General features: G+C 36.4%; 10 protein-coding genes. 6 read left to right on the top strand and 4 right to left on the bottom strand.

Going from position 1 to position 9,884, the window contains the following annotated elements:
• Positions 1-112: 112 nt before the first annotated feature.
• On the bottom strand, positions 113-1,345 hold the full coding sequence (locus B371_RS0104225) for an MFS transporter (protein ID WP_019413059.1): 1,233 nt from the start codon (positions 1,343-1,345) through the stop codon (positions 113-115).
• A 285-nt stretch (positions 1,346-1,630) separates the two neighbouring features.
• Between B371_RS0104225 and B371_RS0104230 the strand changes: the two genes are divergently transcribed.
• Both B371_RS0104230 and B371_RS0104235 read left to right on the top strand, forming a co-directional pair.
• Complete coding sequence (locus B371_RS0104230) at positions 1,631-2,221, top strand: peptidylprolyl isomerase (protein ID WP_026022962.1); 591 nt, start codon at positions 1,631-1,633, stop codon at positions 2,219-2,221.
• 17 nt (positions 2,222-2,238) lie between these two features.
• Positions 2,239-2,454, top strand: coding sequence for a hypothetical protein (locus tag B371_RS0104235; protein ID WP_019413061.1), 216 nt, complete (start codon positions 2,239-2,241; stop codon positions 2,452-2,454).
• Between the two features lie 356 nt (positions 2,455-2,810).
• On the opposite strand, the gene B371_RS0104240 is transcribed toward B371_RS0104235, so the two are convergent.
• Positions 2,811-3,983, bottom strand: a complete 1,173-nt coding sequence (locus B371_RS0104240; protein ID WP_019413062.1) for a MalY/PatB family protein — start codon at positions 3,981-3,983, stop codon at positions 2,811-2,813.
• A 259-nt stretch (positions 3,984-4,242) separates the two neighbouring features.
• Here B371_RS0104240 and B371_RS0104245 point away from each other — a divergent pair, with 259 nt between their 5' ends.
• A complete protein-coding gene (locus tag B371_RS0104245) occupies positions 4,243-4,503 on the top strand; it encodes a DUF1871 family protein (protein ID WP_019413063.1) in 261 nt (86 codons plus the stop codon).
• Between the two features lie 33 nt (positions 4,504-4,536).
• Here the strand turns inward: B371_RS0104245 and B371_RS0104250 are convergent, their stop codons facing one another.
• Together B371_RS0104250 and B371_RS0104255 are read right to left on the bottom strand one after the other, a co-directional pair.
• Positions 4,537-4,752: a helix-turn-helix domain-containing protein gene (locus tag B371_RS0104250; protein ID WP_019413064.1), complete on the bottom strand. Its 216-nt coding sequence runs from the start codon at positions 4,750-4,752 to the stop codon at positions 4,537-4,539.
• A gap of 94 nt (positions 4,753-4,846) precedes the next feature.
• On the bottom strand, positions 4,847-6,187 hold the full coding sequence (locus B371_RS0104255) for a sodium-dependent transporter (RefSeq protein ID WP_019413065.1): 1,341 nt from the start codon (positions 6,185-6,187) through the stop codon (positions 4,847-4,849).
• 134 nt (positions 6,188-6,321) lie between these two features.
• Here B371_RS0104255 and B371_RS0104260 point away from each other — a divergent pair, with 134 nt between their 5' ends.
• From B371_RS0104260 to yugI, 3 genes are all read left to right on the top strand, one after another.
• On the top strand, positions 6,322-6,879 hold the full coding sequence (locus B371_RS0104260) for an RNA polymerase sigma factor (RefSeq protein WP_019413066.1): 558 nt from the start codon (positions 6,322-6,324) through the stop codon (positions 6,877-6,879).
• On the top strand, positions 6,869-9,022 hold the full coding sequence (locus tag B371_RS0104265) for a hypothetical protein (RefSeq protein ID WP_019413067.1): 2,154 nt from the start codon (positions 6,869-6,871) through the stop codon (positions 9,020-9,022). The genes B371_RS0104260 and B371_RS0104265 overlap by 11 nt, the downstream gene beginning before the upstream one ends.
• A 288-nt stretch (positions 9,023-9,310) precedes the next feature.
• Complete coding sequence (gene yugI, locus B371_RS0104270; RefSeq protein ID WP_019413068.1) at positions 9,311-9,685, top strand: S1 domain-containing post-transcriptional regulator GSP13; 375 nt, start codon at positions 9,311-9,313, stop codon at positions 9,683-9,685.
• The last annotated feature ends 199 nt before the right edge of the window (positions 9,686-9,884 follow it).

A 9,884-nucleotide genomic window follows, 5' to 3' on the forward strand; every position in this document is an offset into this window, starting at 1 on the left:
AACGGAAATTATACCGGAAACCATAGTCGATACTATATGGAATGTCCTTCTAGACTAATACTTAAATCATTTGTCTTAAAGGACCGGGCGTACTTTGCCCAGTTTTTCTTATTTAAGCTTGTTGTTGTGTTTCTTCGTTTAATAACACTTCTTCAAAATCTTGTTCTGGTTTTTTCCGTGTTGAGGTTAAAACGAAATATGAAACAAGAAATAATGCACCCGTTACAAAGAATACTGAGGAGATACCAATATAGCCACTGACAATCCCACCAAACATCGGACCAATGATATTCCCAAAGAAACGGAAACTCGTATTATACCCCATCATTTCCCCTTGTATTTCAATTGGCGATTCCCTTCTGACCAATGCAGTTGTGACAGGTATCAAACCGCCAAGCGCGATTCCGAATAAAAACCTTAAGGCGATCAATTGCCAAAGTTCAGTAACGAAAGCTTGGGGAATAATAAATAGAAATGCTAATATGAGCAATGCGCTTAATACTTTCTCATATCCGATTGAATCACCAAGTTGTCCCCACCTTCTAGCAAATAATAAATTTCCGACACCAGCTGCACTAAATGTAATTCCAGCAAGTAAAGTTATTTGAGAAGAATCCGTTAAACTCGAAACATATAGAGAGAGAAGCGGTTGTATGCTAAAGTTTCCAATTTGAATCAATGCAGTGATAATCATGACGTGAAACACAAGCCTATGGTGAATGATTCCTGATAATACAGTTTTACGAGAATAGACATGGGCGTCCGCTGCAGGGATTCTTTTCGTCTCTTTTATACCAAACATAACAAGTAAGGCTGCAATGGCAATAACCACGGAAGTTATGACGAATGTATATTGAAATCCGAAAGAATCTGCTAGTAAGCCCCCTATAACAGGTCCGAATAAAGTACCTGAAACACTACCCATTTGAAGGGTTCCAAGAGTTTTACCTGCGACTTCTTTAGCTGTTTGTGAACTAATAAATGCAAGTGATGTTGGAATAAAACCTGTGACTATACCCATAAATAAACGTAAAAAGAAAAATGCTTCGACAGAATGTACAAATCCCATCAGTAAAATGCTAATGGATATACCAAATCCGGTAATTATCAATATTGGTTTATATCCAAAACGATCCGCAATGCGACCCCAAATGGGTGACATCAGAAATGCAGAAACGAAAGTGATGCCAAACACTAGACCTGACCATTTCTGTACATAAGAGTCTGAAAAATTCCCCATTGTATCTATATAAAGCGATAAAAATGGCATAATCATTGTTGCTGTTCCTGCAACTAGAAAGTTTGATATCAACATAATATAGAAATTTCGTTTTTGAGTTTTCATATTAAATTCCTTCTTTCGTATCCTTTCGAAAAGTAACATATAATTGTTTATTATAAATCATTTCGCCTAACGAAGGAAGAGGTGTCTTAATTACTGTAAAAATGAACAGAATATGATAAACTATTTTAGGGTGAAGTGAATATGAAAATTAGAGCATGGCTGATATTATCTAGCCTATTTATTCTGTTAGCTGGATGCGGTAGTGTCCCACCAGAGAAGTCAGAAGAAATGATTGAAGAAACAACACAAACAACACAAACAAACAAAACTGAGGGAGAGATAACTATGTACCCACAATTATCAAAAGAAGTATCATCAAATGAAGCGTTAGTCGTAATGAACACAACAATGGGACCAATTAAAATTAAGCTGTTTCCAGAGGTTGCTCCTAAAACAGTAGAAAATTTTATAACACATGCAGAAAACGGATATTATGACGGTATTATTTTCCACCGTATTATTAAAGACTTTATGGTTCAAGGTGGCGATCCTACTGGAACTGGTATGGGAGGAGAAAGCATTTTCGGTTCAACTTTTGAAGATGAGTTTTCTGATAAAGCTTTCAATCTTCGTGGTGCTTTATCAATGGCTAATGCTGGTCCAGGAACTAATGGAAGTCAATTCTTTATCGTTCAAGCAAGTAGTGTTGATGCAGGGATGCTTAAACAGTTGAAGGGTGCTGGCTATCCAGCAGAGATCATCGAAGCATATGAAGCAAATGGAGGAACTCCTTGGTTAGACAACAAACACACTGTATTTGGACAAGTAATCGAGGGCTTAGATGTGATAGACAAGATGACTACAGTTAAAAGAAATGCGAACGACAAACCATTAGAAGACATAAAGATCGAATCAATCGAAGTTCTTCAAAAATAAGTTAGGAAGTGTTCCAAATGAACGCATGGATAATCAATTTTCTGTATTTTCCAGAAGATAAATCATCCTATATTCCAGCTGCTATTGAGTTTGTAATTTTTGCAGTCATCTGTGTTCTAGTGTTTCGTTGGATTGTGAAAAAATCAAAACAGCAAGAAGAAAAGACAAAAGAATTAGAAGAACGCGTGTTACGTGAGCGTAAATTACAAAAACAAAATGAAAACCAAAATTAAAAGTTGCCGATCTATTAAGTCACTCAAATAAAACAGGTGAAGAAAAACGAGTCGTTTTTCTTCATCTGTTTTTATGTTGAAAATGTATCTTCGGCGGCGTCTTTATATAAAATCAGTGTCTATTCGCACGGCGATCCAAATCATTGGTTAAAGAGATGTGTCTGCCGAAATTTAAAAAAGGATGAGCAAAGTGAAACCTTTGCTCATCCCTTTTATTCTTGAGATTATGGTGCATTAGGTTTGCCGTCCGAAGCGCCCCGGTAACCGTGTTGATATAGGTTGGAATCTCCTTTTCAACTGCAAACTAAAATTATTGCACCTTTTTAACAGTACAGGAGTAACTATACTAGACGTATTTATGTCAAAGCAGTAATAAAACGATTTACGCCATCTTCAAGAATTGTTCGAGGACAAGCGACATTCATTCTTAAAAATCCTCTTCCGACTTCTCCATATTGTGAACCCGCCACTAATGCAAGTTTACCTTTATTTAATAGTAAATCCATAACAACTTCTTCAGATAAACCAGTCTCCCGATAATCTATCCATAATAAGTATGTGCCTTGGGGTTTTTTTATTTTCACTCCGGGAACTGCTTTTGTAACTTCTTCAATAACATAATTCATATGAGACGACAGAACTTCTAATAATTCATCTAACCATTCTCCACCATGTTCATACGCGGCTTGTAGTGCAGTTGCCGCAAATGGACTTAGTTCCATTTGTCCATGAGCAAGTGCATGTTCTTTTAATTTTTTACGTTTCGTAGGATCAGTTATAATCGTTACCGCTGCTTGAATACCTGCCAGATTGAACGTTTTTGTAGGTGCTACACATGTGATAATACGATCCACTTCATTATCGGCTATCGAGGCAAGCGGTATATGTTGATGTTCAGGGAAAACTATGTCGCAATGGATTTCGTCAGATAATATGAGTGTATTATATTTCGAGCATAATCTAATGATTTCTTGTAATGTTTCCTTTGACCAGACAATTCCACCTGGGTTATGAGGATTACAAAGAATAAATAGTTTTACACCCTGTTTTAACTGTTCTTCAAAAGAAAGAAAGTCAAACTTATATTCACCATTTTCTTCGACCAATAAGCTTTCCACCAATTGACGACCGAGTCTTTCAGGAAGAGAAAAGAATGGTGGATAAACTGGTGGTGTTATTAAAATACGATCTCCTTGTTGAGTGAAAGTTTCAATAACCGAAGCCATTGCAGGAATAACACCATGGTGAAATATCATCCATTCCCGCTGTGGTTTCCATCCATGGCGGTTTAAAAGCCAGTTTTGAATGGCAGTCTTACACGCTTCACATATGTATGAATAGCCAAAAATAGGATGTTCAATTCGTTCATGTAATGCATCGATTACAGCTTTAGGGGCGGGAAAATCCATATCTGCTACCCACATTGGCAAAATGTCAGTAGCATCATCAATTCCATAAATCATCTCCATTAAACCCCATTTGACAGAACGCGTTTCACGGCGATTAATTTCATGTTCAAAAATAGTCATAATCATTCCTTCTTTCCTTTTTTATAATAAAATACGAGGACATTCTTCCTAACGATTTAAGTTGGGTAAGGGATGAAATCGTAAGGTCTTAGAATTCAAGAAATTCGTTGAATGTCTGTGCGACGAGATTGCTAGCCTCTGAACTAACTAATGGGCTTGTACATGAACCCTATATAAAAATGCGTAACATTTAAGTGGGGAGGAGTTAAACAATATGTTATCATATTTTTATTAAAGAAAAACTAAAAGGTGAGTAATCATGGAAAATATCGAGATGAACCGTAAAGCAGTAAAAATACTTCAGTTGTGGGATCCTTTTAATTTGGGATCTGAAGCGTATGATACCGAAGCAGCTGACGTTGTAGCAGACCTTCAAGGAATTGATCATCCAACAGAATTAGCAAAACGTATTCAAGTAGTTTATGAGCATTCGTTTGAACAATGGATACCTATTGAAAAATGTGTTCAAATCGCGTATAAATTAATCGCTGTTAAATTTGAATCTAATTGTATCGTTTAATAAAAAAACCTTTCGCCTAGAGCGAAAGGTTTTTTATTGGTTTATTTGAAGTCCATCTAACAGATTAGAAGCAGGAACTTCGAGTGCGTTTGATAACTTTAAAATGGTTGGTACTGATGGAACTTCTGTCCCAGCTTCATATTGTTCTAATTTACCTTTACCAATTCGTGCTTTCAATGCTAACTCATCTAAAGTCATTCTTTGTTCTTCACGCAATAAGCGAAGTTGAGTATGAAATTTTTGATTCACTTTCATGCACTCCTTTCCATTTATAAAGCATATGCTTAAAGCTATTTTATCATAGCAATTAAAAATATGACTCAATAAAGCATCCTGCATCTCTTTATCCTTGGACAATAGAAATAATGGCATTAATGAAAATGATGATAATCGCCAAAGGTGCTAAATATCTTACTAGAAAATGCCATATGACGAACGATAATGGAGAAATATTTAATTCGATTTCAGTCTCTGATTTTTTCAATATATAACCAGCGAAAATGGAAACTAATAATGCTCCTAGTGGTAACCCGATACTACTAGTTAAAAAATCAGCAAAGTCAAAGAATGTTTTCCCAAAAATTTTAGTCTCAGAAAACACACCAAAAGATAAAGCACTTGGAATACCCACTAAGAAAATCATAAAACCATAAATCCAAGCAGCACGCTTACGTTTATCGTATGCATTTTTTATTCCAATGGATACAACTATTTCTAACATTGAAATTGAAGATGTTAATGTTGCAAATAATAATAAGATGAAGAAAAGAAGCATAAAGAAAGCGCCGAATGGTAATTGCTCAAACACGGCTGGTAAAATGATAAATACAAGTCCAGGACCTTCGTTTGGAGAATAACCTAATGCAAAAACTGCTGGGAAAATAACTAAACCAGCCATTATTGAAATTCCGATATTTAACATAGAAACACTGAAAGCCGAGTTACCTAACTTCTGATCCTTAGGCAAATAAGAAGCGTAAGTCATCATTCCAGCTACACCAACACTAAGTGAGAAAAATGCTTGGCCCAAAGCAACTAGCATTGTTTGTGCATTAAAGTAAGACCAGTCGGGCACAAACATGAATTTGACGCCTTCCATGGCACCATCTAATGTTAATGAACGAACAACCAACACGATAAAGAATAGTAATAAGGCTGGCATCATGATGCGACTTGCTCGTTCAATACCACCTTTTATACCACCACTTACAATAACTACCGTCAGAATCATAAAGATAGCTTGTCCAATCAAGACTTCCATAGGGTTTGAAATAACTGACCCAAACAAATCTGCGTAGTAACTATCTCCTTTATTATCAAACTTAAAGAGTAAAGCTCTACCGAGATACGATAAAATCCATCCACCTACGACACTGTAAAATGATAAAATAATGAATGAAAAGAAGAAACCTGACCAACCAATTAAAAACCACTTTTTTCTTGGTGCTAGCTTTTTAAGACTTGTTACAGCATCTGCCTGTCCTTTACGGCCAATAACAAATTCTGCCAGAAGAATTGGTAACCCAATTAACAATGTACTGATGATAAATAACAAGACAAAGACGCTACCACCGTTTGTTCCAGCCATGTATGGAAATTTCCATATGGCTCCAAGTCCAATCGCACTTCCTGCTGCGGCGAGTATGAAGCCGATTTTTGATCCGAAATGATCGCGTTTTGCCACGGTGTACAACTCCTTCTAACTGTAAAGATTTTTTCTAATATTACACGACATAAGCGAAAAAGAATATTACTTTTTGAAACAATAAGAACAATAGTTTCGTATCACTACTAGAACAGAGAGAGCGAGGGGGACTCATGGGAGAACTTGAGTTAATTGAAAAAGCACAACAAGGTGACATGAGTGCTTACGGTGATTTGATGAATCTTCATCACAGGACAGTTGAAAAGTTTGCATTTCAGTGTGGTGTCAATGTAGATGATGTGCAAGACGTGACACAAGAAGTATTTATTAAGCTATATAGATTCCTTCATCAATTTCATCGTGACCGATTTACGACGTGGTTATACAAAATAACACTAAATACTGCACGAGATTATTACCGAAAAGAGAATCGTGAAAAAGACAAGGGAAATAAATTGCAAAAAGATACGAATTCTATAGTGCCTTCAAAATCTGCTGAATCTAAAGTGCTGATTTTTGAAGAAGATTATGAGCTCCATCAAGCAATCCAATTATTAGAAGAAAAATATCGTATTCCGATTATCTTATACTATTTTCAAGAACTCACTTATGAGCAAATTGCAGACGTTATAAATATTCCTCTATCGACGGTCAAAACCAGATTGCTACGTGCAAAAGCTCAACTGAAGTCTACATTAGCATTAAAAGGAGGGGCTGAATATGGAAGATAAAGAATTTGAACAACAGATGAACCTATTAAAAAAGTCATACGAACGTGTCCCTTCTAAATTTAATGCGGACGATGTTCTTAGTAAAATCGAGGAAGAAGGAAAACAACAAAAAGAAGTGAAACAATTCACAAAACCGGTGGCATCAAAATGGCAAAAAGTGAGTGTGTGGGCCGTTAGTTTAGCAAGTGTTTTTATAATTGGTCTATTGAGTGCATCGTTTATGAATGACGGGAAAGAGCAAGGAGACGAACCAGTATCTGAATATGATGCCAATGACATCAAGAAGTTAGAAGAAGATTACCAACAAGAACGTAAGAAACGACAAGAAATGTTAGGGATGTCGGATGAACATTTTAACGAGTTGGGATTTGTCGGTATGGCGGACCAACTTTTCGCTCTAAATATACATCCCGATAGCTTAGAAAGTAGATATAGTAATCGAAGCCTTGAGGACCGCTACGCACAAGTTATTGATTATTTAAAGTTACCAAATGAAATGATAGAGGAAGCATCGCAAGAGGGGGAAATGAATGAAGAAGAGAGTATGGCTTTTATCGATGATTTAAATACTAAAATAGATCATTTGACTTTTGTCTACAACTTAACAATTGAAGAGCATAGTGAAATTATGAACACAGCAAAAATGAACGGTGAGCTTGACGCTGATTATTTATACGCGAATCGCAGGGATTTGCCTAAACCTGTTGAGTCTATGTTAACGAATGCTCCGAAACAATCGATTGCTATTAAAGTCGCTCCAGATAAAAAAGGGTATATTGCAGAATTCGATATGCATGGTACAATGTTTAATCTTATAGGTATAGTTATAAAACCTGCAATTGACTTGTTCGCAATTAAAGATGCAGCACCATTTACTAACGGTGGGGAACTGGTTTATACACCTCAAGAATCAGCCCAAATACTTGGGCAAATTGAACAGACACTTTTAAGTATGACAACTCAAAATGCCATGTATAGCATTACAAAATCTTACTATGAAGATATTGCATATACGCTGATTTTTGGATCAACCAACACACAAGTCGTTGAAAATAGACAGATTAAAGAAGAGTTTCGTAATGCATGGGGCTATTTACGTGCAATGCATGGTGTATCGCCAATTAAGTATTTTATTAAACCATCGTTCGATTCGCTAAGCAATGAGGATTGGACTGTTAATAAAACCTATGAAACATTGGAGTTTAAAAATTTACAAGAAGTTTTTCGCTTAGCCGAAATAGGAGAACTTGAAGCGCTTATGCCTGCGAATGACTCAGGAGAAAAATCAATGACAATAAGTTGGCCAAATAGTGAAATGCAACAGCAAGCACATGCCTTCTTGAAGAATCCGACTATGGATGGTGGAGGGGGATATAATTATGACAACTTAACGCCAATTGAAACGGTTGTCCTTTACGATTATGCACAACAAGTAGATGTCCCTGAAATCATGTACAACTTAATTCATCCATATGAAGGGATGGGTTTGATGAAAGATTTGCTAGCATCAGGAGAAATTCCTGACTTGATTCCCGTGGGAGCATCTTCACTAGGATACAATGATAGAATAACGATTAAACAGAATGGTGAATATCACGGAACTGTTGAGGTTTTGAAAGATGAAAAAGTAATCATGTCTATCCCTGTTATTCGTAATGAAGCTGGAGTTTGGCAGGTTAGTCTAAGTATTACAGAAACAAGTTATGAAGAACCACTCGAGGGCAGTATTGGTACTACTTTCATTAGTAAAGTCCAAAACGTATATAATAAATTTAATGATACGTATGATTTTGAGACATTAGCAAACGAAGAACCATTTATTGTGGCTGGCGTTTATTTGGAAGCATTAATGCAAAATGATATGAAGACACAATATGAATTATTGGTAAAAGGAGACAATTATATAACGCCAACTTTCGAAGAGTTTTCAAGTGATTCAAACGTTCAAAGAATGGACTGGAAAGAACAATTTAAGTCCTATGAATATACACCAAATGGAGTGGCGGGTGTATACGACGAATACGATTCGGTAGTATATTTTGACCTGAAAGATAAATTTATAACAGGTGAAGAAACGCGTAAAGGATTTCAAATGCGTAAAACACATGACGGTTGGCGCGTTCGTATCATGCCATTCCAGTAAGTCGGAAAAATAATAACTACTTATCGTATGATTTGCTCGTAAATCATGCGATATTTTTATTGCCTAGGAAATAAGTTGTAATTGAACGCATACAGTTACCTAGACTAATAGAAAGGTAAAGGTAAAGGTGAAACTCTTAATGTACTTTAGCCAGCATAAAATATTGATAATTTGAAGATGAACTTGTGGATTCAAAGATTGAATTTATTGAATTAATTGCTAGTTTGTGTTATAATCCTCTATGGCCTTAAGGTAGATAGGTATATATCCAAAACTAGGAGCGATTATATGACTAAGAAGTATGAAGTTGGAGAAGTAATCTCAGGAAAAGTAACAGGCGTTCAACCGTATGGCGCATTTGTAGCATTAGATGAAGAGACTCAAGGTCTTGTTCATATTTCTGAAATCACATATGGTTATGTGAAAGAAGTAAGTGAATTCTTGTCAGTTGGGCAAGAATTAGAAGTGAAAGTACTTGAAATTGACGAAAAAGCAGGAAAAATTAGTCTTTCGATTCGTGCTTTACAAGAACGACCACCGGTTTTACGTAAAGAAGATAAGCCGAAAAAATCATTACAAGCACGTGTTGACGAGAAGGATGCAGAAGGTTTCAATTCTTTAAAAGATAAATTACAAGACTGGATTAAACAATCTGGTCAATGAGATAAAGCGAGTTGACTCTTTGTGAGTGACTCGCTTTTTTTGCGGAAAGTATATGACTATAGAGTGCCAAGAACCAAGTGACTCCAACGGGGGAAGCGAGACAGACGAGACCCCGCATTAGCGCACAATGGAACAAAAGGCTAAGAACGCCTCAACGCGAGGCAACGCCTTCGCGGGCCAACATCCTGTTGGCCTGAGG

The organism is Paenisporosarcina sp. TG20 (assembly GCF_000286315.1).
Classification (GTDB): domain Bacteria; phylum Bacillota; class Bacilli; order Bacillales_A; family Planococcaceae; genus Paenisporosarcina.